General features: G+C 44.2%; 25 protein-coding genes and 4 pseudogenes. 19 read left to right on the top strand and 10 right to left on the bottom strand.

The annotated features are described in order from the left end of the window. Window positions 1–23: 23 nt before the first annotated feature. Window positions 24–953 carry a cell division protein ZipA gene (gene zipA, locus PK654_RS04210; RefSeq protein ID WP_271697837.1) on the bottom strand — a complete coding sequence of 310 codons (930 nt, stop codon included), beginning with the start codon at window positions 951–953 and terminating at the stop codon, window positions 24–26. A gap of 249 nt (window positions 954–1,202) precedes the next feature. Between zipA and cysZ the strand changes: the two genes are divergently transcribed. The 5 genes from cysZ to crr all read left to right on the top strand — a co-directional run bounded on the left by cysZ (window position 1,203) and on the right by crr (window position 6,123). After that, window positions 1,203–1,931 (top strand): sulfate transporter CysZ, encoded by a 729-nt coding sequence (gene cysZ / locus PK654_RS04205; protein WP_271697836.1) that lies wholly within the window; start codon window positions 1,203–1,205, stop codon window positions 1,929–1,931. Window positions 1,932–2,188: 257 nt separating this feature from the next. Further along, window positions 2,189–3,157: a cysteine synthase A gene (cysK, locus tag PK654_RS04200; RefSeq protein ID WP_271697835.1), complete on the top strand. Its 969-nt coding sequence runs from the start codon at window positions 2,189–2,191 to the stop codon at window positions 3,155–3,157. Between the two features lie 302 nt (window positions 3,158–3,459). Further along, window positions 3,460–3,717 carry an HPr family phosphocarrier protein gene (locus PK654_RS04195; protein WP_271697834.1) on the top strand — a complete coding sequence of 86 codons (258 nt, stop codon included), beginning with the start codon at window positions 3,460–3,462 and terminating at the stop codon, window positions 3,715–3,717. A 130-nt stretch (window positions 3,718–3,847) separates the two neighbouring features. Next, a complete protein-coding gene (ptsI, locus tag PK654_RS04190) occupies window positions 3,848–5,575 on the top strand; it encodes a phosphoenolpyruvate-protein phosphotransferase PtsI (protein ID WP_271697833.1) in 1,728 nt (575 codons plus the stop codon). A gap of 38 nt (window positions 5,576–5,613) precedes the next feature. Beyond that, window positions 5,614–6,123 carry a PTS glucose transporter subunit IIA gene (gene crr / locus PK654_RS04185; protein ID WP_271697832.1) on the top strand — a complete coding sequence of 170 codons (510 nt, stop codon included), beginning with the start codon at window positions 5,614–5,616 and terminating at the stop codon, window positions 6,121–6,123. 233 nt (window positions 6,124–6,356) lie between these two features. Here the strand turns inward: crr and PK654_RS04180 are convergent, their stop codons facing one another. From PK654_RS04180 to PK654_RS04165, 4 genes are all read right to left on the bottom strand, one after another. Then, window positions 6,357–7,487 carry a flagellin gene (locus tag PK654_RS04180; RefSeq protein ID WP_271697831.1) on the bottom strand — a complete coding sequence of 377 codons (1,131 nt, stop codon included), beginning with the start codon at window positions 7,485–7,487 and terminating at the stop codon, window positions 6,357–6,359. A gap of 245 nt (window positions 7,488–7,732) precedes the next feature. After that, window positions 7,733–8,869 (bottom strand): flagellin, encoded by a 1,137-nt coding sequence (locus PK654_RS04175; protein WP_271697830.1) that lies wholly within the window; start codon window positions 8,867–8,869, stop codon window positions 7,733–7,735. Window positions 8,870–8,952: 83 nt separating this feature from the next. Continuing rightward, window positions 8,953–9,852 (bottom strand): Dyp-type peroxidase, encoded by a 900-nt coding sequence (locus PK654_RS04170; protein ID WP_271697829.1) that lies wholly within the window; start codon window positions 9,850–9,852, stop codon window positions 8,953–8,955. A 92-nt stretch (window positions 9,853–9,944) separates the two neighbouring features. Continuing rightward, a complete protein-coding gene (locus PK654_RS04165; RefSeq protein ID WP_271697828.1) occupies window positions 9,945–10,403 on the bottom strand; it encodes a DUF2919 domain-containing protein in 459 nt (152 codons plus the stop codon). Between the two features lie 66 nt (window positions 10,404–10,469). On the opposite strand from PK654_RS04165, the gene PK654_RS04160 reads away from it, so the two are divergent. Then, window positions 10,470–10,823, top strand: a complete 354-nt coding sequence (locus PK654_RS04160; protein WP_271697827.1) for a DUF2956 domain-containing protein — start codon at window positions 10,470–10,472, stop codon at window positions 10,821–10,823. 13 nt (window positions 10,824–10,836) lie between these two features. Here the strand turns inward: PK654_RS04160 and PK654_RS04155 are convergent, their stop codons facing one another. Continuing rightward, the gene (locus PK654_RS04155) at window positions 10,837–11,124 is read right to left on the bottom strand and encodes a winged helix-turn-helix domain-containing protein (RefSeq protein WP_271697826.1); all 288 of its coding nucleotides are present in this window, start codon (window positions 11,122–11,124) and stop codon (window positions 10,837–10,839) included. Window positions 11,125–11,317: 193 nt separating this feature from the next. Between PK654_RS04155 and PK654_RS04150 the strand changes: the two genes are divergently transcribed. Genes PK654_RS04150 through PK654_RS04135 form a run of 4 tightly spaced genes read left to right on the top strand, consistent with a single transcriptional unit; the run spans window position 11,318 to window position 13,681 of the window. After that, window positions 11,318–11,665, top strand: coding sequence for an ArsC family reductase (locus PK654_RS04150; RefSeq protein ID WP_271697825.1), 348 nt, complete (start codon window positions 11,318–11,320; stop codon window positions 11,663–11,665). 14 nt (window positions 11,666–11,679) lie between these two features. Then, window positions 11,680–12,816: a succinyl-diaminopimelate desuccinylase gene (gene dapE / locus PK654_RS04145; protein WP_271697824.1), complete on the top strand. Its 1,137-nt coding sequence runs from the start codon at window positions 11,680–11,682 to the stop codon at window positions 12,814–12,816. Between the two features lie 2 nt (window positions 12,817–12,818). Next, window positions 12,819–13,511 carry a M15 family metallopeptidase gene (locus tag PK654_RS04140; RefSeq protein ID WP_271697823.1) on the top strand — a complete coding sequence of 231 codons (693 nt, stop codon included), beginning with the start codon at window positions 12,819–12,821 and terminating at the stop codon, window positions 13,509–13,511. Beyond that, window positions 13,496–13,681 carry a DUF2897 family protein gene (locus PK654_RS04135; RefSeq protein WP_271698783.1) on the top strand — a complete coding sequence of 62 codons (186 nt, stop codon included), beginning with the start codon at window positions 13,496–13,498 and terminating at the stop codon, window positions 13,679–13,681. The genes PK654_RS04140 and PK654_RS04135 overlap by 16 nt, the downstream gene beginning before the upstream one ends. 33 nt (window positions 13,682–13,714) lie before the next feature. Here the strand turns inward: PK654_RS04135 and bamC are convergent, their stop codons facing one another. Both bamC and dapA read right to left on the bottom strand, forming a co-directional pair. Then, a complete protein-coding gene (gene bamC, locus PK654_RS04130) occupies window positions 13,715–14,740 on the bottom strand; it encodes an outer membrane protein assembly factor BamC (RefSeq protein ID WP_271697822.1) in 1,026 nt (341 codons plus the stop codon). Between the two features lie 49 nt (window positions 14,741–14,789). Beyond that, the gene (gene dapA / locus PK654_RS04125; RefSeq protein WP_271697821.1) at window positions 14,790–15,668 is read right to left on the bottom strand and encodes a 4-hydroxy-tetrahydrodipicolinate synthase; all 879 of its coding nucleotides are present in this window, start codon (window positions 15,666–15,668) and stop codon (window positions 14,790–14,792) included. A 207-nt stretch (window positions 15,669–15,875) separates the two neighbouring features. Between dapA and PK654_RS04120 the strand changes: the two genes are divergently transcribed. From PK654_RS04120 to bcp (PK654_RS04085), 9 genes and pseudogenes are all read left to right on the top strand, one after another. Further along, window positions 15,876–16,418 (top strand): glycine cleavage system protein R, encoded by a 543-nt coding sequence (locus tag PK654_RS04120; RefSeq protein ID WP_271697820.1) that lies wholly within the window; start codon window positions 15,876–15,878, stop codon window positions 16,416–16,418. A gap of 13 nt (window positions 16,419–16,431) precedes the next feature. Beyond that, a pseudogene (gene bcp, locus PK654_RS04115) lies at window positions 16,432–16,767 on the top strand (thioredoxin-dependent thiol peroxidase); the annotation flags it as partial. Between the two features lie 193 nt (window positions 16,768–16,960). After that, window positions 16,961–18,067, top strand: coding sequence for a tyrosine-type recombinase/integrase (locus tag PK654_RS04110; RefSeq protein WP_271697819.1), 1,107 nt, complete (start codon window positions 16,961–16,963; stop codon window positions 18,065–18,067). A gap of 3 nt (window positions 18,068–18,070) precedes the next feature. Next, window positions 18,071–19,440: pseudogene (locus tag PK654_RS04105) on the top strand (IS3 family transposase); the annotation flags it as partial. 80 nt (window positions 19,441–19,520) lie between these two features. Beyond that, window positions 19,521–20,632, top strand: a protein-coding gene (locus PK654_RS04100) for an IS3 family transposase (protein ID WP_333909662.1) whose coding sequence is annotated in 2 segments (ribosomal slippage) — window positions 19,521–19,773 and window positions 19,773–20,632 — 1,113 coding nt in all. Because the reading frame shifts where the segments join, the coding sequence is not laid out codon by codon here. 222 nt (window positions 20,633–20,854) lie between these two features. Then, window positions 20,855–21,598: pseudogene (locus PK654_RS04095) on the top strand (site-specific integrase); the annotation flags it as partial. Beyond that, a complete protein-coding gene (locus tag PK654_RS04090; RefSeq protein ID WP_333909657.1) occupies window positions 21,595–21,924 on the top strand; it encodes a hypothetical protein in 330 nt (109 codons plus the stop codon). The pseudogene PK654_RS04095 and the gene PK654_RS04090, both read left to right, overlap by 4 nt. Window positions 21,925–21,948: 24 nt before the next feature. Continuing rightward, the gene (locus PK654_RS22965; RefSeq protein ID WP_333909656.1) at window positions 21,949–22,080 is read left to right on the top strand and encodes a hypothetical protein; all 132 of its coding nucleotides are present in this window, start codon (window positions 21,949–21,951) and stop codon (window positions 22,078–22,080) included. Window positions 22,081–22,172: 92 nt separating this feature from the next. Further along, entirely contained in the window at window positions 22,173–22,643 is a 471-nt protein-coding gene (gene bcp, locus PK654_RS04085; protein WP_271697818.1) for a thioredoxin-dependent thiol peroxidase, read from the top strand. Window positions 22,644–22,791: 148 nt separating this feature from the next. Here bcp (PK654_RS04085) and PK654_RS04080 read toward each other — a convergent pair. Next, window positions 22,792–22,908: pseudogene (locus PK654_RS04080) on the bottom strand (ATP-binding protein); the annotation flags it as partial. 16 nt (window positions 22,909–22,924) lie between these two features. Then, a protein-coding gene (locus tag PK654_RS04075) for an IS3 family transposase (RefSeq protein WP_333909662.1) occupies window positions 22,925–24,036 on the bottom strand; the annotation gives its coding sequence in 2 pieces (ribosomal slippage) (window positions 22,925–23,784 and window positions 23,784–24,036; 1,113 coding nt in all). Window positions 24,037–24,122: the final 86 nt, after the last annotated feature.

The raw sequence follows: 24,122 nt of genomic DNA, 5'->3' as shown, positions 1-24,122 counted from the left end.
TCCTGTCGGAACCCTTATAAAATTTAACTGTTCTGGGCGGCGTTCTCTGACTTAAATGCACGTATCCGGTCACGATAGCTTGTCAGCTTATCCGGTGTCAGAAGGTTACGTTGATCATCAAGTACGTTAGCACTTAAATCATCCGCTATCTGCTGGGCTGTTCTCAGCATCAGCTTAAAGTTCTGCTCAGCATCACCAAAGCAAGGTAAGGTCATAAAGAAGGAGATACCTTTAGTGGTAAAGGTTTCCGGATCGTCATGTTGCAACGTGCCCGGCTGCATCATATTAGCAACGCTGAACAGTACCTTGCCATTTCCGGAAAGATCAGCATGGCGATGGAAGATATCCATCTCGCCGTATATCAGGCCATTTTGCTGCATACTGTCAAACAGTTTAGTTCCGACAAATGCGTCCTCACCGGAGCAGTGAACATGTAACACAATCACTTCCATTTCAGGCTCTGCCGGCTCTTCAGGCTCTACTTGTTCTTCGGCTACTGTTTCTGCCTGATCTTCAGCTTGCTCTACTGGCTGTTGAACCACTTTTCTTGGTTTTGAAACCAGCTCAACATCACCATCAGAAAAAATGATGTCATCTTCCAGTACCGTATCATCGCCATCAAGCTTAACTGTCGGAAGATCATCTTCATCAAACGGGTCATTTTCTGCAACAATCGGTGCACTATGTTCAGCATCGTCACCGATAGAGACTGAATCCAATGGATCATTTTCAAAAGCGCGTTCTACTCCAAAAGCAGGATCTTTGCGGCTCTTTTTAATAATTTCAAAGTCATCATCCGGCGCAGCAAGAGATTCATTCATATCATCAGAAGAGAGAGACTCTGCACTAAACTTGCTCTTCTTCTCTTTTTTACTTGTCCATAAGCCGTGAGCCAGAAGGGCAGCAATGGCCAAGGCTCCAACAATTATGAGTACTAATCGCAATTCCTGCATTTTTCACTCTCATATAAAACCGGTGTATCTGGTCACCGGAATACAAATAATCCGCACATTGGGGGTTACTTTACCAAAACTAGGGCAAGTTTTTGAACTAATTAATTAAAGATGTTGCCGACAGCCTGTGACTGTTACCACGCTTTTCTGCTTTTTCTTTGCAACAACAATGCCTATACTCACCTCTCTATATCCCTTTGGCGAAAGGGGCGTAAAACGATTTTTTGTTATCAATAGAGTGAGTAGCGAATGAAACAATCTGGTTTTGGTTATTTTTTTCAGGGATTTACGCTGGCATTGACTCCCGGCATCCGACGCTTTGTGATTTTTCCCCTGCTGGCCAATATCGTTTTAGTAGGTAGTGCTCTTTTCTATCTGTTTTCCAACCTGAATGAGTGGATAACCAGCTGGATGAGCTATGTTCCTACATGGCTGGACTGGCTGTCATATATTCTCTGGCCGATTCTGACCATCACCATATTAGGTACTTTCTCTTATTTCTTCAGCACGATTGCTAACTTTATTGCCGCGCCTTTTAACGGCTTGCTGGCAGAAAAAGTAGAAGAGAAGTTAACGGGAAAACCGGCTGCCCAGCAAAATATGGTTAGTTTAATTAAAGATACCCCGAGAATCCTGCTGCGCGAATTGCAGAAAATGAAGTACATCCTACCCAAAGCGATCGGTCTGTTTATTCTTTTATTGATTCCGGCACTAGGTCAAACCGTTGCTCCCCTGCTGTGGTTTATTTTTTCTGCATGGGTTATGGCCATTCAATACTGCGACTATCCGTTTGATAACCATAAAGTGCCCTTCCAGTCTATGCGTCAGGATCTAAAACAGAATCAGGGCAAGGCCTATGGCTTTGGTATGTTAGTCGCTTTCTTTACTGCTATTCCTGTACTAAACCTAATCATAGTTCCGGTTGCCGTATGCGGTGCTACCGCGATGTGGGTAAATGAGTTTAAACATAAACATTAAATATCGGCTGAGAATTTCTCTATAGCTTTTGTCATCGGGCAAATATCGATAAGCAAACCCTCCGCGCCAGGGATGGCGCGGCGGAGCCCCACGGATGGGTTTATGCGTGTTTGTGTTCGATGTTTGCCAAGGTGGCTCATGTTTAGCAAAAGTTACTTAGGAACTAATATCATATAACTTTTTCATCTTTCTGATTTTTTCGATCCGGAAGTATGCTTTTGAACATATTCTGAATAATGAATGAAGGAACATAAGTCATGAGCAAAATTTACGAAGATAACACCCTTACCATTGGTCAAACTCCCCTTGTTCGTTTAAACCGCGTGAGCAAAGGAAACGTACTGGCTAAAGTAGAAGCACGTAACCCAAGCTTCAGCGTCAAAGACCGTATTGGCGCCAATATGATCTGGGAAGCTGAAAAGTCAGGAAAACTAAAAGCGGGCGTTGAACTTGTGGAACCAACAAGTGGTAACACTGGTATTGCTCTGGCTTTTGTTGCTGCAGCTCGCGGCTATAAACTGACCCTGACTATGCCTGAGTCAATGAGCCTTGAGCGTCGTAAGCTGCTTAAAGCACTAGGCGCAAATCTTGAGCTGACAGAAGCAGCAAAAGGCATGAAAGGTGCCATTGCTAAAGCAGAAGAGATTGTTGCCAGCGACCCTGATAAATACCTGTTACTACAACAGTTCAATAACCCTGCAAACCCTGCTATTCATGAAAAGACTACTGGCCCTGAAATCTGGGATGCCACAGACGGTGAAGTAGACGTTATTGTCGCAGGTGTTGGTACCGGCGGTACAATCACAGGTGCCAGCCGTTATATTAAAGGTGAAAAAGGCAAAGCTATTACTTCTGTTGCTGTTGAACCGGCAGAGTCTCCGGTCATTGCACAGGTTTTAGCCGGCGAAGAGATTCAGCCAGCCCCTCACAAAATTCAGGGTATCGGTGCCGGCTTCATTCCGGAGAACTTAGATTTAGAACTTCTGGATAGAGTGGAAGCCGTGACATCAGAAGAGGCGATCGAAATGGCACGTCGCCTGATGGAAGAAGAAGGTATTCTGGCGGGAATTTCATCCGGTGCGGCTGTTGTAGCGGCAAATCGCATTGCAGAATTGCCAGAGTTCGAAGGTAAAACAATTGTTACAATCTTACCAAGCTCAGGTGAGCGATACCTAAGTACCGCGCTGTTCTCAGGCCTGTTCACTGAGAAAGAGAATCAGCAATAATTCTTTAACATACATGTGCTCAAATCAATTTTTAAACTAAAAAAGCCCCTTTCAGGGGCTTTTTTTATTGATCCCTGCCGAGCCTTTGGTAATATCACCTTGGTTTTATTTCTAGCATCAAAATAAAACATGTTCGCTAGTTTAGAATTCTGTCAGTTGTCACTTTTATCGGACAGCTGACTAAATTTAAACCAGTTGCGCAATCGTTACTTTTCTTTTTCTGTTTCAGGAATCAGAAAAGAACAGCTGAGCTAAACTGGTTCATATACATACAAAATATTAAATTAATTGGGGTATATCACATGTATCAGAAGCAAGTTGAAATCACTGCAGAAAACGGCCTTCACACTCGTCCGGCAGCACAGTTTGTTAAAGAAGCGAAATCTTTTGAAGCAGATATCACTGTGACTTCTAACGGCAAAAGCGCAAGTGCGAAAAGCCTGTTTAAACTTCAGACTCTGGGCCTTGTAAAAGGTACTGTAGTTACTATCTCAGCAGAAGGTGCTCAGGCTCAACAAGCTGTTGACCACCTGGTTGCTCTAATGGACACATTAGACTAATCAATCAGTATTTTTTATGAAGCCATTTTGTTAGCGCAAAATGGCTTTGTTAAATCTACCGATTCCTCAGCTGAAAGTGAGTCTCTACACTCTCTTTTAAATAAGAAACACACCCATTTAAGGTAAGGCTATGATTTCAGGCATTTTAGCATCTCCCGGCATCGCTTTTGGTAAAGCACTCCTTCTTCAAGAAGATGAAATTGTCCTAAACAAAAACCTGATTACAGACGATCAAGTTGAAGCAGAAGTTAAGCGCTTCCATGAAGCACGTGACAAATCTGCCCGTCAGCTTGAAGTGATTAAGCAAAAAGCTCTCGAAACATTTGGTGAAGAAAAAGAAGCCATTTTCGAAGGGCACATCATGCTACTTGAAGATGAAGAGCTGGAAGAAGAAATTTTAGCACTGGTCAAAAACGACAAACTGCACGTTGATAACGCCATTCATACGGTTATCGAAGAGCAGGCTACCGCTCTGGAATCTCTTGATGATGAGTACCTGAAAGAGCGCGCGACAGATATTCGCGATATTGGTACCCGTTTTGTTAAAAATGCATTAGGTATCAATATTGTTTCCCTGAGTGATATTGATGAAGAAGTGATTCTGGTTGCTTACGATCTGACACCTTCAGAAACCGCACAGATCAATCTGGATTATGTACTGGGTTTTGCCTGTGATATCGGCGGACGTACTTCTCACACCTCTATTATGGCTCGTTCGCTGGAACTGCCAGCCATTGTTGGTACTAACGATATTACTAAGCAAGTTAAGAATGGTGACACCATTATTCTTGACGCTATGAACAACAAGATCATTGTTAATCCTTCGGACGCAGAGCTAACTGAAGCAACTCAGATCCGTGATGCCTTTATCGCTGAAAAAGAAGAGCTGGCCAAACTTAAAGATCTTCCTGCCATTACCCTTGATGAGCACCGCGTAGAAGTTTGTGGCAACATTGGTACCGTGAAAGATTGCGCCGGTATCCTGCGTAACGGTGGTGAAGGTGTTGGCCTATACAGAACTGAGTTCCTGTTTATGGATCGCTCTGCCCTGCCGACAGAAGAAGAGCAGTATCAGGCCTATAAAGAAGTTGCGGAAACAATGGAAGGGGAATCTGTCATTATCCGTACTATGGATATTGGTGGCGACAAAGATCTTCCGTATATGGATCTGCCAAAAGAGATGAACCCGTTCCTTGGTTGGCGCGCAGTTCGTATCAGCCTGGACCGTCGTGAAATTCTTCGCGATCAGCTTCGTGGCATTCTTAGAGCCTCTGCTCACGGTAAGCTACGTATCATGTTCCCTATGATTATCTCTGTTGAAGAGATCCGTGAACTGAAAAAAGCCATTGAAGAGTACAAAGCCGAACTTCGTGCTGAAGGTCTGGCATTTGATGAGAATATCGAAATCGGCGTTATGGTTGAAACTCCGGCCGCAGCAGCCATTGCTCACCATTTAGCGAAAGAAGTTTCTTTCTTTAGTATTGGTACTAACGATTTAACTCAGTATACTCTAGCGGTAGACCGAGGAAACGAGTTGATTTCTCACTTGTACAATCCTCTATCACCTGCTGTACTAACGGTTATCAAGCAAGTGATCGATGCGTCTCATAAAGAAGGTAAATGGACTGGCATGTGCGGTGAACTTGCCGGTGATGAGCGTGCAACGCTACTTCTTCTTGGCATGGGTCTGGACGAATTTAGTATGAGTGGCATTTCAATACCGAGAATTAAGAAGGTTATCCGGAATGCTAACTTTGCAGAAGTTAAGTTAATGGCAGACGAAGCTCTTGCTATGGCTACTGCTGCAGAAATTGAAGCTCATGTGGAAAAATTTATCGCAGAAAAATCAAACTGCTAATATAATTAACAGAATAATTAAATGTTTAGGAGCATGACATGGGTCTGTTTGACAAACTTAAGAAACTAGTATCAGATGAAGGTGCTGACGCAGGGGCTATTGAAATTATTGCACCACTTTCTGGTGAAATCGTAAATATCGAAGATGTGCCAGATGTGGTTTTCGCAGAGAAAATCGTTGGTGACGGTATTGCGATCAAGCCTGCTGGTAACAAAATGGTTGCTCCGGTAAATGGTACAATCGGTAAGATCTTCGAAACTAACCACGCATTCTCAATTGAGTCTGATGATGGTGTTGAGCTTTTTGTTCACTTCGGTATTGATACTGTTGAACTTAAAGGTGAAGGTTTCACTCGTATTGCTGAAGAAGGTCAGGCAGTTAAAGTTGGTGACACTGTGATTGAATTTGATCTTGCTTTCCTTGAAGAAAAAGCAAAATCTACACTAACTCCTGTTGTTATCTCTAACATGGATGAAATCAAAGAGCTGAACAAGCTTTCTGGTTCTGTGTCTGTTGGTGAAACCACAGTACTTCGTGTTACTAAGTAATTAGTCTTATTTAGTCTGAAAGCCCGCTAAATTACTTAGCGGGCTTTTTTGTATCTGTCTGTTTTAAAATCTTACCCGGCTTTCCCTCCACAACTTTCCCTTTACAAGTTTGCTGTTTCCTTTCCCTTGCTTTATCTCAGGTTGCTATAGCCCATTATTAAAAAGTCAGCAGAAAGCAAAAAACCCTGACATCAAGTCAGGGCTTTTACTGTTTCGCTTTAAGTTAAAGGGAATTAACCCAGTAAGCTTAGTGCTGTGTTTGGTGCCTGCTTCGCCTGTGCAAGTACTGAAGTCGATGCCTGTTGCAGGATTTGCGACTTAGTCATTGCCGTGGTTTCTTTAGCGAAGTCTGTATCTTTGATTCGGCTCTTAGACGCATTCACGTTTTCGTTGATGTTGTCTAAGTTGTTGATTGCGCTATCGAAGCGGTTCTGGAATGCACCTAGCTCCGCGCGGTGGCTATCTACATATTTCAGTGCCGCATCAACAATCGCTACAGATTCCTGTGCGCCGCCTACTGAACGAACATCGATAGTATCTACAGAAACTTCTTTCGCCGCACCCATGCCCAGTTCACCAGCCAGGCTGCCACCAAAGGTTACATCGCCCTGTACGCTGTTGTTTCCGGCAAATACTTGTAGCTTGCCATCCTGGTCTACTGAAGCACTTACTACGTCTTGCTGACCGTTAATGTAAGTTGCCAGCTCTTCGATGTCATCTCCGGCTTTCGCGTTGATAGTGAACTCTTGTGCTTCACCAAACTGGTCTGTCAGGCCGATAGTCAGCTGAGAATCTTGTGCCACTTCCCAGTCTTTACCTTTACCGTTTTCTGCTTTGTAGCTAGAGCCGCCCATCAGAGCATTGTCTGAACGCATGTCTTTTAGCTCAAGCATTACCGCTTCACCGTTGTCCGCACCAATCTGGAAAGATTTTGTTCCGTGGGTACCGTTCAGTAGCTTGTTACCACCAAAAGAAGTGGTTTCTGCGATACGGTTCAGCTCATCGTTCAATGAACCAATCTCTTCCTGAATCGCTACACGCTCTTCTTTTGAGTTTGAGCCGTTTGCTGACTGTAGTGACAAGTCACGCATACGTTGCAGGATGTTAGTGGTCTCTTTCATCGCACCTTCTGCGGTTTGAGCGATTGAGATACCATCGTTAGCATTTCGTACTGCTACATCAAGACCACGACTTTGTACATTCAAACGGTTCGAGATTTGCAGACCCGCTGCGTCGTCTTTTGCACTGTTAATTTTGAAACCTGATGACAGACGTTCCATTGAACCGTTCAGGTCGCTTGCTGCGCTATTCAGATGGCGCTGAGCCGTCATTGCCGCTACGTTAGTATTTACATTAACTGCCATGGTGATTTCTCCAATTGATTTTCCGGTTGTGCGGTTTCCGACGTCTCGGAAAACCAAGTAGTTTTGCTAAGTTACTTTTATTAACGGCTAAACAGAGAAATTCTTTAGAAAAAAATAGGGTAACTTGATAAAAAAACGACTTTGGAAGGTAAAGTGTGAATAACGGTAGAAAATAGAAACTTTCTCAAAAAAAACACTCAAGTTATAGAAGCGATGGCCGATAGTGCTATCTTATCTGCGCTCTGTTAATTTGCCAGCAGAGTCAGGGCAAGGTTCGGCGCCTGTTTTGCCTGAGCCAGCACCGAAGTACTCACCTGTTGTAAAATCTGCTGACGAATCAGTTTGGTGGTTTCTTTGGCAAAGTCTGTATCCTTGATGCGGCTGTTAGAACCGGCCAGATTCTCATGAATATTTTCAAGGTTATTCACCGCATGTCCGAATCGGTTCTGGTAAGCACCCAGCTCTGATCTATGGCTGTCTACAAACTGCAAGGCGCTATCGATGACAGCAACTGCTCTCTGGGAACCACCCGCAGTCGTCAGGTCAAGATTATGAACCGTCTCAAACACAGGCCCCCCCATCTGCAGCTCACTCGCCAGATTGCCTTTAAACTCAATCAGGCCTCCGGCCTTATCACCCGCCATAAAGATCTGTAACTGACCATCTTCGTTTACTGATGCTGAAACTTGATCGGTCTGGCCGTTAATATAAGTGGCCAGCTCCTCTATATCATCACCGGCTTTGGCCTTAATACGGATGCTCTCCTGCTGACCTTTATCATTGGTAAAGTCCATCATCAACATATCCTGACCTTGCTTAACCTGCCAGGTACTGTCGGCTTTACCATTGGCGGTATAGCTGAAACCGCCCATATCAAGAGTATCGGAGCGCATATTTTTCAGTGATACCTGAACCGCTTCTCCTGCTGAGGCACCAATCTGAAAAGTTGCTTTAGCAAAGTTTCCGTTAAGCAGTTTTTTGCCGCCAAAAGAGGTGGTTTCTGCTATGCGGTTCAGCTCATCATCTAAAGCGCTAACCTCTTCCTGAATCGCAACACGTTCCGCTTTACTATTGGATCCGTTTGCAGACTGAAGGGAAAGGTCACGCATGCGCTGAAGGATATTGGTGGTCTCTTTCATGGCGCCTTCAGCTGTCTGCATAATCGAAATACCGTCGTTAGCATTTCGTACAGCAACATCAAGGCCACGCATCTGAGACTCAAGACGATTAGAGATCTGCAAACCAGCAGCATCATCTTTGGCACTGTTAATACGGTTTCCTGAAGACAAACGCTCAAGGGACTGGTTCAACTGATGCGTTGCCAGCCCTAAGTTACGTTGTGCGATCAATGCGGAAACATTGGTATTTACAGTGACAGCCATAAACCTGCTTATTGAATAAATAATACTCTACAAGCTGATATCGACTGCCACCGCTAAAGCTTTAGCAATATTTTATGCCCAAATTAAAGGGTCATTGCCTCAAGCATTTCAGATGAGGGAGCGAAGAAATAAGCCCCTGTAACGGCTTTAGTAAAGCGAAGCAAATGATCTGTCTGACCATCAATCTCACCATACATACTTTTAAGCATGGTATCGATATTGTGCAGGGTATTGCAGTAAGCCAGAAACAGTAAGCCATGTTCACCACTTACCGAGCCGTATGGCAGACTATGGCGGACAATTTTCAGCCCTTTGCCTTCTTCTTTAATATCTACACGACCGACATGAGACTGCTGAGGCACATCATCAAGTTCAATTGAATCGGGCTTGGTACGTCCAATTACTTGTTCCTGCTGCTCAATGGCCAGCTCATTCCAGGCAGGAAGGTTATGGATAAAGCGTTGCGCTAATACATAACTGCCACCAGCGAACTCACCTTCACTAATCACAGCAACCTCTTTGCGCTGCTCTCCCTCCGGGTTCTCTGTGCCGTCGATAAAGTCGGTCATATCACGGGAGTCCAGATAACGGTATCCGTAGGTTTCATCCACGACTTCTACAAACTCTGAAATCTCTGACATGAGTTTACGTAGCAGATAGAAGTGCAGATCATGCCGGTTAGAGTGGCAATGAACTAAAGCATCGACATCTGTCGCAGGAGCGTACGCATCACCTTTACCTAATGGCTGAAACGGAATCAGTTCTGCCGGCATTGGCTGATTGGTCTGACTCCAGAAGCCATGGCTAAAAGCGACAGATAAGCCAAGTTCTGCACCTGATTGCTGCTGGTTAAGTTCCTGAACCAGTTCAGGAAGCGCTTTTAGTTGCTTCAACACCGCTGCATGAGCAGAATTTATTTTTAACTGTACATAAAGAGCAAATGGTCCCGCTTCCGGAACAATTGCGGATTGAACATTAGACATAACTCATTCTCCTTTTTATTGCTCAAGTGTAGCCATTTGCTTATACAGATGCTTGATAAGCATCATTAAAGTGATAACTGTCCGGGGTAAAATCAGTTCAGCAGCGGAGAGCGAAAGCAATCTGCTACCCTGCGGCTGCGATAAAAATAGACAAACATCCAGCCAAGTAATACAAGAGTAACGGCATGAGCAAGGCTAAACTTACCGCCTTCAAGTACTATCTGGTAAACCTCAAGTCCAAGCTGAAGAGAAATCAGGCTCAGGGTTACCCGCCTGCCGTGACGCATTATCTGACAGATACGTTTTCGTTCCGCGTTTCTCAGCCCCATCAGCCAGATAAGAACAATGGCTGGTAGCCCCACAACCAAACCAGTATAAAACAGAGAATGAACTGGATAGATAATCTCTAACAGCCGGCTTCCGTCATTACGGCTGGCACCGGCAACAATAAAGACAATCCATGCCCTTGCCAGAAACAACCACCCCAGCCACAGCCATCTGGGTGCACTCAAAAAACCATGTTTATCGTATTCATATATCGAATAGCGCACTAAAAAAACCTACCCACAACAAGCTATGTTAAGCTACTGCCACTTCATCACCAGAAAGCTATGAAAATGAAAGCAAATAAAAGCCAAGTGTCACAAGAAACACAGACTGAAGCAATGAAAATCGCCAAGGCAACCCAGAAGCCGGGCCAGACAAAAGAACAAACCAAGTTAATCGCTCAGGGCATTGAGAAAGGTATTGCTCAATATAAGAAGCAGCAGAAAGAGAAGAGCCGTCAGGCAGATAAAGCAAAAAAGAGAGCGCAAAAAGAGAAGTTACGCCAGTCAGCAGAAAACGATACAGCCCAGCCGGCGACAGAAGAAAATTCCACGGCAACAAACAAAAACAGCAACAGCGCACTACCGTGGATGTTGCTGATTGTTAGCTGGATTGGTTTTATCGCCTATATTAAGACGCTATAAACTTACTGCTCAACTAGCCTTGAAAGCCAAGAGTGGAAGCAATTTCCTGCTTTCGCTCTATAACCCACTGGCTGTCAAATGGTCCCCAGTCGGAAAGATGATAATAACCGTCGTTATGACGCCGGCCATCCTGCACAAACATTAACTCGATACCGATTCCCGGAAGTGCTTTTAGCACATCCTGAATGGTTCTGCGCGGCCAACCGGTTTCTTCTATAAGCTTAGGAACATTGGGTCTTTCAAGATGTTCGACCAAGAGTGCCAGATACAGACGCCTGGCAAATACAGGGCTTAACTCCATGACACCTCCCATACAACTTTGTGTCGAAACACATTATTTCCTTTTTGCCCTGATTAATTTTGAGATTGATCAATAACATGATAATTTTTCCGTTCAGGTATAAATTTTGTGCTACAACAACAGCTTTTGTCTGAAAGCTTGCATGCTGGTACGATTAATCCCCAAGTAACCCTCTCCATTAAAAGGACTGACAATGAGCATTACCATGTACGGTATTCCCAACTGCGATACCATCAAAAAGGCAAAAAAGTGGCTGGAAGAGAACAATCAACCGTTCGTTTTCCATGACTATCGTAAACAGGGTATCGACTCAGAGCTTATCTCAACCTTCTGCGAGCAACTAGGCTGGGAGCAGGTGCTGAACAAACGTGGTACCACATACCGCCAGTTGACTCAGCAACAGAAAGATAATCTAGACAAAGAGAGTGCAATTGCACTACTGGAAGAGTTCCCGGCAATGATAAAGCGGCCTATTCTTCTGGTTGATGAGCAACTTCATATTGGCTTTAAAGCCGAACAGTATCAGAACATTTTTAATTAAAAGGAACATCAAGGATGAGCGATAGTCCGGTATTGGCTTTAGCAAAAGATCTTATTAGCCGCCAATCGGTAACCCCTGAAGATGCAGGGTGTCAGGAAGTAATGATTGAACGCCTGAAAGCACTGGGATTTGAAATCGAAGTTATGGTTTTCGAAGACACCACGAACTTCTGGGCAAGACGGGGAACCGAAGCGCCTCTGTTTGCCTTTGCCGGTCATACGGATGTTGTTCCGGCAGGCCCTCTGGAGCAGTGGCATACCCCGCCGTTTGAGCCGACAATCATTGATGACCATTTACATGGACGCGGCGCTGCCGATATGAAAGGTTCACTGGCCTGTATGGTGGTGGCAGTGGAACGCTTTATTGCGCAAAACCCGGATCATAAGGGTTCCATCGGTTTCCTTATCACTTCCGATGAGGAAGGCCCTTTTATTAACGGTACTGTAAGAGTTGTAGAGACTCTGATGGCCCGCGATGAAAATATCGATATGTGTATTGTCGGCGAGCCTTCCAGTACTCATTTCACTGGTGATGTCATTAAAAATGGCCGCAGAGGCTCTATTACCGGAGACATTACCTTTAAAGGAACGCAGGGCCATGTGGCCTACCCTCATCTCGCGAGTAACCCAATCCATCTTGCCCTGCCGGCTCTTGCGGAGTTAGCGACGACTAAGTGGGATGACGGCAATGCCTTTTTCCCGCCAACCAGCTTCCAGATCCCTAACTTGCATGCAGGTACCGGTGCATCAAACGTAATCCCGGGTGAGTTTAATGTTCAGTTTAATATGAGATTCAGTACCGAACTGTGTAACGATGAAATTGTCCGCCGTGTTCACTCAACTCTTGACTCTTACGGGCTGGATTATGAACTGAAGTGGACCTTTAATGGCGACCCGTTCCTGACGGATCATGGTGATCTATTAGACGCTGTAGTCGCTTCTGTGGAAGAGATTAATCATAAGAAGCCTGAGCTTCTGACCACTGGCGGCACCTCCGACGGCCGGTTTATTGCCCGTATGAACGGACAGGTTATCGAGCTGGGGCCGGTCAATGCCACTATTCACAAGGTTAATGAGTGTGTCAGTATTCCTGATTTGGAAAAACTGACTGACATGTACCAGAAAACGCTGGAAAAATTGCTGAGTAAATAGAGATGACGCCTGAGCAGCTAACCGGAAAAGCAGATACACACCTTACTGAACTGGAAACCCCTTTCCAGTTATTACAGGTGCATCATAAGGTAAAACAAGACCTGCTAAAGCTGATCCAGGCTGCTCAGACTGCTGGTTTTACACTGGAAGTGGCCAGTGGTTACAGAGACTATTTTCGTCAGAAACGGATCTGGGATAATAAGTTTAATGGTCAGGCTAAATTACTCGATAGTGAGTCTAACCCACTAGATATAAAACAGCTGACTGATAAAGAGAAGCTGTTTGCTATTCTACGCTGGTCTGCACTTCCGGGAGCAAGCAGGCACCATTGGGGAACAGACTTCGATCTGTATGCCAGTAACCTGCTAGCTGAAGACCAGTCTCTGCAACTGGAACCATGGGAGTATCAAACTGGTCATCAGGCTCCTTTCAGTAAATGGCTCTGTCAGAATGCAAAGCAGTTTGGTTTCTTTTTCCCTTATGGTCAGGATCTGGGTGGAGTATCCGTTGAGCCGTGGCATATCAGTCATATTAACGTCAGCAAAAAATGTATGGATCAGTTAAACAAAGCGGCTATACAAAAAGCGATAGAGACAGATCCTATATCAGGGATCGATCTGGTATCTGCAAATCTTGAGACTATCTATACTCAATATATAACCAATATTAATGTGGAGGAATTATGGAGTTTTTAACTAACCCATGGGTGATCTGCATTATTGTTGTCAGTGTGGTGATCGGCAATATTGCAGCGCTTAAATATACTGCCAATATGAAGTTTGGTCAGAATAAACCGGCACAAGATCTCGACAAACTTAATCAACTGGATAAAGAGAGCCACCCAGAAAAAAAGGATGCTGATTAGCATCCTTTTTTTCTACCTGATGGCAACAACTGACTATTCGCTATCTTTCTTGATAATAGCTTCAATCACCGGCACCAGCTTTTGCAGTAACTCTTCAGAAACAGGCTTACCAGAATAAGCTGTAATGTTGATAGAAGTACGGTTACCTAAATCACCTAACAAGATGTCATAGTCCAGACCTTCAATCTCAACGGGCTCAATGCCAATAGATTGCCAGAACTCATCATCAGGCGCACCGTACTTGGTTTTTATCAGACCCTGAGACTGGCTACGCTCTTCGATGTTAAAGCCCATCTGCGGCAGAATTCTGGTCATTCTCTGCCAGAACACCCGGTAAGGGGCTCGGGCTACAATGATCGGCAGGCCGCTTCTGTCTTTACCCATAGAGACTGGAATTTGTTTAACCAGCTTCTCAGCTTTGAGCTGAGCCTCTTCTCTCAGTTTTTGATCATAACTTGAGGTAATCAAGTTGGTCATAAAGATATTGTAGCGCTCTCTGTTGGTACGGCTGACAGGAAGAGCACGTCCGTTCTCACGCCAGTCAATCAGGGAGACTTTAAAGCCATAGCGGTTATTGGCTTCAAACTTCTCAATGGCATAGCGGCTTTCGATTACGTTCTCTTCGTCATCAGATACCCACTTGATCCAGTCAGTACCAATATAGTCAGAACCGTTCTCTACCAGCTTGATGCCTCTATCCTGAATCATCTGCTGAACCGTAGCCCACACCTTATCCTGCTCCTCTTTGCGAAGCAGCCACATAGTGACTTCGCTATCTTTCTCTTCAACACGGGCCCCCGGGATCAGCTCCAGGATCTGCTGAGGGGGACGAATATCAACAGCGTTTCCGATCGGGCCGTTATAAGATCCGGCAGGGATACTATAGTTAGGGTAAGTCACCTCTTTGGCATCCGGCAGCATCTGCCAGCTTTCAAAGGAAGGGGTGTCCAGATAGTCAAAATCATCTCTCGCCTGACGTCTTTCCGCCGGGCTACTTGAGCATGCACTTAAAACAACAACAGCCAGTGAGCTGATCACTAGCTGAGAAGAAAACTTCATCGGTACTCCTAATAAGGTGCGGGTTATTTCACCCGCACCACTAAATACTTTATATAAGGCCAGCCTGAGTTAATGCTTCCGTAACTAACGGTTTAGCATCTTCAGAGAGCTCAACCAGAGGCAGGCGCAGATCACCTTCTGCAATCAAACCCATTTTATGAGCGGCCCATTTTACTGGAATAGGACTGGATTCAACAAACAGGTTTTTATGTAATAGTGTTAAGCGGTTATCAATTTCAGCAGCCTCTTCAAACTTACCTTGTTTAGCCAGTCTGAAAAGATCAGCCATCTCTTTGGCAGCGACATTATTACTCACTGAAATGACACCTGCTCCGCCTAAACGGACAAATTCAAGGCCTGTTGCATCATCACCACTTAGTAAGACGAAATCTTCGCCACAAAGTTCACGATGAATTGCAACTCTTTCTAAATCGCCGGTAGCATCTTTCAGAGCAACGATTTTTTCCAGCTTAGAAAGACGAGCTACGGTTTCCGGCAGCAGATCCACTGCTGTTCTGCCCGGCACGTTATAGAGAATAACCGGGACTTCACTTACTTCGGCAATGGCTTTGTAATGCTGATACAAACCTTCCTGAGTCGGCTTGTTGTAATATGGAGTAACGCTGAGTACACCATCGATACCTGAATCATTCAGAAGACGGCTGAAAGTAACAGCTTCATGAGTTGCATTTGCGCCCGTACCGGCAATCACCCAAAGACGACCCGCGGCATACTCAACCACTTTGTTTACTACCTTAACATGCTCTTCAACGGTTAGCGTTGCTGACTCACCGGTTGTACCAACGGCAACAATACCATCAGTGCCAGACTCTACATGAAACTCCACCAGTTTTTTTAAGCTGTCAAAATCTACTTCGCCATCACTGGTAAATGGTGTTAACAACGCTACAATACTTCCCGAAAACATGTCTTTCTCCCTCGATAAATGCTTTTTGCATAGTAATGCATGAAACTGAGAAAAGACAAGGGATTAAACCAGTGATCTTGATACTAAATCGAGATTAATTGATATCTAACCAGTTTGGTTACATTAACCGTCTCTCAGGCTCTGTGGCGATCTTGTCAGCTCAACTGTGCTAATATCTGAAAATAAACATAAAATGAGTAAGTCGCCATGTCTCAACATCTAGTGATCACCGCAGTCGGATCAGACCGCCCGGGAATCAGCAATCAGGTCATTCATCTGGTCACCTCAGCAGACTGCAATATTGTGGATAGCCGTATTGCCCTGTTTGGCAACGAGTTTACCCTGATAATGCTGATATCAGGCAGTCAGAACGGAATTACCAGAGTTGAAACCACTTTGCCCCTTCTCGCTCAGGAGCATGGACTGATAACCATGATGAAAAGGACTCAGCCTCATACTGAGCCGGATCACAGCTATAGGGTTGAAGTCTTTATTGAATCCGATGATAAGCAGGGTCTGACAGAGCAGTTTACTCAGTTTTTTGCCGACAGAAATATCGGCCTATCTTCTCTTAGCGCTCAAACCATAGATAAAGATAAAATCCAGCGCGATTGCGATCAGTTCCATCTGTCAATGCGGGCAAGTGTTGATGAAGAGTACAATCTGATGCAACTTCAGGAAGAGTTCAACGCCCTCTGCAGCAAGCTCACTGTTCAGGGTTCATTAAACTTTATAAAAGACAGCCACTAAAGGAAAAACAATAATGAATACACTAACGGCCGGAACTCCGGCACCTGACGTTTCACTTTTGGATCAGGACGGTAATCCGGTAAAGATTTCAGACTTTAAAGGCAAAAAAGTCCTTTTCTATTTCTATCCCAAAGCCATGACTCCCGGCTGCACCGTTCAGGCTCAGGGACTAAGAGACATTAAAGCTGAACTTGATGCACACAATGTTGTGGTTCTGGGCGCCAGTATCGATCCGGTTAAGCGTCTGGGTAAGTTTATTGAAAGAGATGAACTCAACTTTACCCTTTTATCTGACGAAGACCACAGTGCGGCGGATCAATTTGGTGTCTGGGGTGAAAAGAAATTTATCCTTGGCTAATTTTTATGACAAAAAACCTTGATTAATTTCTATGATGGACTAGTTTTTAACTAAACTATCAGTATCAAGGAAATGCGCTTTATCAGCTCTAATTTATGATGACTTTCGTCTGCTTGAAATTGAAGTAGACACTCTAGCTAAACTAAAGTTCTCAACACAACTTGACAAAGACTCCGGTGAAACAATGCTGGTCCCACGCCTTGAGTCTTCAAACACTTCAAGCAGCTTAAAAAGAACAAAGATAATAGTAGACCCCAATGGCTCTATTGTTTATCCGCACTCTCTATATCTTGTATCTAAATTACGAGGAGAAGGAAAAGTGAAGGATACAAGCAGTATAGCTAAAGCTTTATTGCTCTTCGCCCGCTTCTTAAGCTCTACTCACACTCACCAACAAGACAAAGACGGAAATGAGATTCCTGCCGAGTTCCTTACTTATAAAACCCTATCGAAATATGAAGAAGAAAGCGCAGTGTGGCGTTTTGCTGAGTTTTTGAAGCAGAACTGCCGACACAGCCAGAGCAACGGAGAGGAAGCATGGTCGTCAAGCACGGTGAAAACATATATAGGTGCAGTTCTAGGTTTTTATAAGTGGATGCAAGAGAATTGCTACCTGAAAAACGATAGAAACAATGTCGTTACCCACTACACCGATGCCAAAGTATTAGACCCTTATCAAGATGCAGATAAGCATGACATGCTTACGCATCTAATATCAAAACAAAAACGACACTACACAACATCGAATGTAATGGGAATGTTTCCACGGTCTGACTCAACTCCCACCTATAAAAAGCTGAAGCCTATGACTACGGAAGACCTCTCGATATATCTACAGCACATTGAGCAACTTCCACGACCACTTTCCTTAATGTTCAAACTTTCTATAGAGACAGGTATTAGAATCCAAGAGGTTACGCACTTTCCTGTTAAACAAGTTGGAGAGGTAGATTTAAGTGAGCTAGACGTTGTTCCCATTTACCTGGTTCATACGAAAGGATCTAAACCTCGCACAATTGAGGTTCCTTTGTATTTATATGAAGAGCTTGAACAATATAAGTACAGTAAAGTTAGAAAAGCTAACGCAGAAAAAAGGGAAACTAATAACTCTTGCAAAGCAAGCCATGAATATTTATTTCTATCAAACAGAGGTAAGCCATACAGTGAAAACACCTTGGAGAAGCATTTTGCTGCAATCCGAAAAGCTATACAAAAGGTTACTCCTTCATGGTACTACCGTATTCATGATTGTCGCTCAACATATGCAACAAATTGGCTTTGGACAGAGTAAAGAATGGCTCGTTATTCCCAAGAAAGAAGAGAAGCAGTACTGAAGAAGTTGTTACCTCCGTACTCCCGGTCAGTGGCAGAAGTGGCGCTCGAAGAAGGAATTCATGAAGCAACCCTGTACAATTGGCGAAAACAACTCAGAGAATCAGGAACCGTTGTGCCAAACAGTAATACTTCTTCCGAGCAGTGGTCAGCTCAAACTAAATTGGCCGTTGTGGCAGAAACTTATTCCATGACAGAGAACGAACTAAGCCAGTACTGTCGTGAGAAAGGACTTTATCCCGAGCAGATTAAAGAGTGGCGCGGTGAGTGTATGCAAGGCTTCATGTCCAGTAAGGAACGAGAAGCCCAAGCGAAGAAACAAGCCAAAGAAGATAAAAGAGAAATCAAAGAGTTAAAGAAAGAACTCCGCCATAAAGAAAAAGCCTTAGCTGAAACTGCCGCCTTGCTGGTGCTGAGAAAAAAGCTGAGAGCCTTTTACGGGGAAGAACCAGAGGACGATTAACCTCGACCTATGAAAGGCAAAGCCTGATCACACTTATACACGAGGCTCGCCAAAGCGGCTGTAGGTTGGAAAACGCATGTCACGAAGTTGAGATAGATCTCCGAACTTACCGCCGCTGGTATCAAGATGGAGAGGTTCAGGAAGATCAACGGCCGATAGCTCCGCGACCAGTGCCAGTTAACAAGCTCACAGAGCTAGAGCGACAAACCATCATCGATGTGAGCAACAACGCAGAGTACGCAAGTCTGCCACCGACTCAGATTGTACCAACGTTACTGGACAAAGGTGACTATATAGCTTCAGAGTCGAGCTTCTATCGCGTACTGAAAGCAGCAGGACAACTTAACCGCAGAGGACGCCAGCGTAGTCGACAAAAGGTATCTAGGCCAACGAGCTACACCGCAACAGCTCCTAATCAGGTTTTTACTTGGGATATTACCTATCTCCCGTCAGGTGTCCGCGGGCAATATTATTATCTGTATGTGATAGAAGACATCTACAGCAGAAAAATCGTAGGTTACGAGGTGCATGAACGTGAATGCGGAGAGCTGGCTTCGCAGTTATTACAACGTACGCTGATGCGTGAACAGTGCTTCAACCAGCCTCTGGTTCTGCACTCAGATAACGGTGGACCGATGAAGTCGTTTACGTTAAAAGCGAAAATGGAAGAGCTGGGGATCACACCTTCTTATAGCCGTCCAAGAGTCAGTGATGATAATCCTTATGTGGAATCGCTGTTCCGTACGCTTAAGTATGTGCCAAGCTGGCCGTCTGGCGGTTTTAATAGTCTTGAAGCAAGCCGTGTGTGGGTAGAGACCTTCGCTAACTGGTACAACACGGAACATAAGCACAGCCGATTAAACTATGTGATAGTGTAACCCTCCCCAAAATACTGGCCGCTAGCAATTAGAGCTTTTCCGTTTACACTGAAAGAAACGGAGAACGCATGATGAAAAGATCGCGCTACACAGAGACACAAATCGTCAAGATATTGAAGGAAGTGGAAGCTGGCCGAAAGGTCAACGAAGTTTGTCGTGAATACGGTATTTCTGATGCCACTTACTATAACTGGAAATCCAAGTACGGCGGTATGGAAGCCTCTGATATCAAACGCCTGAAAGAGCTTGAAGATGAAAACAGAAGGCTTAAACAGATGTTTGCCGACCTTAGTCTGGAGCACCGTATCGTCAAAGATATTTTGGAAAAAAAGCTATAAAGCCAGCGGTCAAACGCGAACTGGTCGAGTATGTTCGCAAGCAGTTTCAGGTCAGTTTAAAAATGGCCTGCCGCGCAGTTGGCATCAGTGATTCCGTGTATCGATACAAGCCTGACCCACACAGAGATGACGAAGTCATAGCGAAGCTTCAGGAAGCCGTAGAACGTTATCCTGCGTATGGCTTCGGCAAGTTGTTTAAAGTTCTCAGACGATGGGGGTATCCATGGAATCACAAGCGAGTTTACCGCATTTACTGCTCACTCAAGCTGAACATGAGACGTAAAGGAAAAAAGCGGCTACCTAAACGAGAACCGGCGCCATTGGTGTGTCCGGAGTGGATAAACAGTTGCTGGTCTATCGACTTCATGAGTGACGCTTTGGCCTGTGGCAGACGATTTCGCACCTTTAATGTTGTGGATGACTTTAATCGTGAAGTACTCGCCATCGAAGTGGATTTAAACCTGCCAGCTCCTAGGGTTGTACGTGTGCTTGAGCGCATCATCGCTTGGCGGGGCGTGCCTGCAAAACTGAGAATGGACAATGGGCCAGAATTTATCTCAACCACGCTAGCTGGCTGGGCTGATGAACACGATATCGAGCTTGAGTTTATACGGCCTGGAAAGCCCACTGAAAACTCCTATATCGAACGTTTTAACCGCACTTATCGAACAGAGATACTGAATATGTACCTGTTCAAAACGCTCAGCGAAGTTCGGGAGCTGACAGAAAACTGGATGAGAGAATACAACGAAGAACGCCCCCATGACTCACTAAATGATCTGACACCATGGGAGTATTTAGCAAGACACGAAAGCAGGAAAAACTCTAACGTGCCGTGCCATTAAAACAGGGAAGGTTACAACCCCATCGGAGCGTCACAACGGTAAAGATATGGAAATCTTGAAGCATCGTGAAAGAGTGTTGATGGAACACCGAAGGCAAAAGCCAGAACGCTGGTCACGGAATATCAGGAACTGTGAACCGATCGGAGAAGTTCATCTGAACCCAGAAAAAGAAGTTGCTTGAAAACTAAGCAAATAGTGACAACTATCTTGAAAAACGCCGAATCATTTGAAGTAGGAGAAACCTTTAGTTTCTCAGGGCATCAACTTCGCCGTTCATTTGCATATTATCTTATTGGTTACGAGCTACTCTCATTCCCGCAGCTAAAACAACAGTTCAGTCATGTATCTATTGCCATGACGCGACATTACGGAAAGAATGCCAGTAAGTTCCAGAAATTAAGGCAGAAAAGGCAAAACCTTTGTCACTCATTAGACAAAGAAAGAACTAATCAAAAAGCACAGATTTTTCTAAGGATTTATGAAAAACTTGCAAATAAAGAGCGAGTAGCAGGAGGGAAAGGGAAAGAGTTTGCAAAGCGCCAACTTACACTAAGTGACAACATATTATTCTCAGACAAAGTGAATAACGACATGCTCACTTTAGATTACTGGAAGCAGCTAATTGCTGCTGGTAAAAGACATATACATGCTGTTGCTCCGGGGGGTTATTGTACCTCAACGGCATGCAGCTTACGTACCCAGGTGAACCTAATTGAATGTGTCGACTGTAAGAATGATTACATAGTCGATGCAGTATTTGCTGAAGCCAAGCGAAAAGAGGCAGAAATTAATATGTATTATGATATCGAACATAACGAACTGACTCCACAAACAGCATCGGAATCATATATCACAATAACTGCAGCAGAACGAATTATGAATGACTTGGGCATCAAATTTGAACCAGTAAAGTTCCCCAAAGAAGTGCAAAGCTTACTCATTCCACACATTGGAATAACAACATGAAAACTACAACTCGAAAAGCATTGCTCGCCGCGTTAAAACGATTAGTTGCTAGTAAACCTAATAATCGTGATCTAAAAATAAAAGTACAAAATGGAAAGCTAAAAATTAATAAATCGAATGTTGAAAAAGAAGCAGGGCTGTCTGTCGGAGTACTAAGAAACCACCCAGACATTGTAGAGCTTATAAATAAAAAGTCATTAGAGCTACGTGTTAATAATAGTGACTCAGCTACCTCAACAGTCCACCTACTTGAAGAAGAAAACGCTTACCTTAAAAATGAAAAAGCAAGTCTCATTCGAAAGAAAAAAGAGTACTTAGATCGCTAAAAAAAACATGAGGAGGCACTTGCAGTGCAAGCAGCTAACCATATAAAAATAGTTCAAGAGTTAATGGAAATGATTCCAGAGTCTGAACGAGAAAAAGCTATGGACTCCATTATAACTACTAGACCTGACAATGTGGTTCGCGGTAAATTTAAATAAAGCTCCCTAAAAAGGAGTTTGCCACATAAAATGAAGCTACAGTCAATGTTGACCACTTCAGTTAAGTCAAAAATGAAAAAAAGGAAATGCCGATGTCAATCGAAATCGGAAAAATAGTACCGGATTTCACCCTCAACGACCAAGATGGTGCACCAGTTACTCTCTCTAAGTTACAAGGAAAAAAAATTCTACTCTACTTCTACCCAAGGGCTTCAACACCAGGTTGTACATTGCAAGCACAAGGTTTAAGAGATATAAAGCTAGACTTAGATGCTCATAATGTCGTGACTTTAGGTATCAGCCCAGATACTTCAAAAAAATTAGAAAACTTCACCAATAAGCAATCGTTGAACTTCACTTTATTAGCTGACGAAAAGCATGAAGTTTGCGAAAAGTATGGCGTATGGCAACTGAAAAAGTTCATGGGTCGCGAAAATATGGGCGTAGTTAGAACAACTTTTCTAATTGATGAGTCAGGTCACCTTCAACATATATTTGACAAGTTTAAGACTAAAGACCACCACCAAGTCGTTCTAGACTATCTAAACAATATTAACTCATAGATTATTTCTCAAATTAAAACTACTAACCGATAGTTTAAATGTATGGTTAGTAGTTTCTTGAGCACAAAATGCGTATTCCGGCAATTCCGGACACCGGCTCCGTTTTAACCGGACACCACTTATCCCTAGCTTTTCTCTAGCCCTATTTTTACCCTACCTGTCCGGATTGCGCTAGTTTTCTCATTGATTCCCCTCCTAGTTCTATGCGGTGGCTGTTGTGGATTAACCTATCCAGTAAAGCATCTGCAACCGAGGCATTTCCTATTGTAACCTTCCCTGTTTTAATGGCACGGCACGTTAGAGTTTTTCCTGCTTTCGTGTCTTGCTAAATACTCCCATGGTGTCAGATCATTTAGTGAGTCATGGGGGCGTTCTTCGTTGTATTCTCTCATCCAGTTTTCTGTCAGCTCCCGAACTTCGCTGAGCGTTTTGAACAGGTACATATTCAGTATCTCTGTTCGATAAGTGCGGTTAAAACGTTCGATATAGGAGTTTTCAGTGGGCTTTCCAGGCCGTATAAACTCAAGCTCGATATCGTGTTCATCAGCCCAGCCAGCTAGCGTGGTTGAGATAAATTCTGGCCCATTGTCCATTCTCAGTTTTGCAGGCACGCCCCGCCAAGCGATGATGCGCTCAAGCACACGTACAACCCTAGGAGCTGGCAGGTTTAAATCCACTTCGATGGCGAGTACTTCACGATTAAAGTCATCCACAACATTAAAGGTGCGAAATCGTCTGCCACAGGCCAAAGCGTCACTCATGAAGTCGATAGACCAGCAACTGTTTATCCACTCCGGACACACCAATGGCGCCGGTTCTCGTTTAGGTAGCCGCTTTTTTCCTTTACGTCTCATGTTCAGCTTGAGTGAGCAGTAAATGCGGTAAACTCGCTTGTGATTCCATGGATACCCCCATCGTCTGAGAACTTTAAACAACTTGCCGAAGCCATACGCAGGATAACGTTCTACGGCTTCCTGAAGCTTCGCTATGACTTCGTCATCTCTGTGTGGGTCAGGCTTGTATCGATACACGGAATCACTGATGCCAACTGCGCGGCAGGCCATTTTTAAACTGACCTGAAACTGCTTGCGAACATACTCGACCAGTTCGCGTTTGACCGCTGGCTTTATAGCTTTTTTTCCAAAATATCTTTGACGATACGGTGCTCCAGACTAAGGTCGGCAAACATCTGTTTAAGCCTTCTGTTTTCATCTTCAAGCTCTTTCAGGCGTTTGATATCAGAGGCTTCCATACCGCCGTACTTGGATTTCCAGTTATAGTAAGTGGCATCAGAAATACCGTATTCACGACAAACTTCGTTGACCTTTCGGCCAGCTTCCACTTCCTTCAATATCTTGACGATTTGTGTCTCAGTGTAGCGCGATCTTTTCATCATGCGTTCTCCGTTTCTTTCAGTGTAAACGGAAAAGCTCTAATTGCTAGCGGCCAGTATTTTGGGGAGGGTTACACTACCATAGA

The sequence above is a fragment of the Vibrio sp. SCSIO 43137 genome (assembly GCF_028201475.1).
Lineage (GTDB): Bacteria > Pseudomonadota > Gammaproteobacteria > Enterobacterales > Vibrionaceae > Vibrio.
Note: the sequence above shows the minus strand (reverse complement) of the source record. Positions and strands in the feature narration are given on the sequence as shown.